Source organism: Bartonella sp. PS7NMGDW, from assembly GCF_042193585.1.
GTDB lineage: Bacteria > Pseudomonadota > Alphaproteobacteria > Rhizobiales > Rhizobiaceae > Bartonella > Bartonella grahamii.
This window is the reverse complement of sequence record NZ_JBHILX010000003.1, coordinates 78,081-78,341: the sequence shown is the minus strand read 5'-3', so window position 1 is coordinate 78,341 and position 261 is coordinate 78,081. Positions and strand designations below refer to the sequence as shown.

Below are 261 nucleotides of genomic sequence, written 5' to 3'. Positions count from 1 at the left end.
GGAAAAAGCCACTGACACTGTTGATAAGGCTATCGATGCAGTGAAGAAAGCACCTGAAGCAGCTGATAAAGCAGCGTCTAGTGCGGTGGAAAAAGCCACTGACGCTGTTGATAAGGCTGTCGATGCTGTGAAGAAAGCACCTGAAGCAGCTGATAAAGCAGCGTCTAGTGCGGTGGAAAAAGCTACTGACGCTGTTGATAAGGCTGTCGATGCTGTGAAGAAAGCACCTGAAGCAGCTGATAAAGCAGCGTCTAGTGCGGT

Annotated in this window: 1 pseudogene; it reads left to right on the top strand. The window is 49.4% G+C overall.

What is annotated here, in order from left to right:
- Positions 1 to 261: pseudogene (locus ACFIKJ_RS09765) on the top strand (tol-pal system protein); the annotation flags it as partial.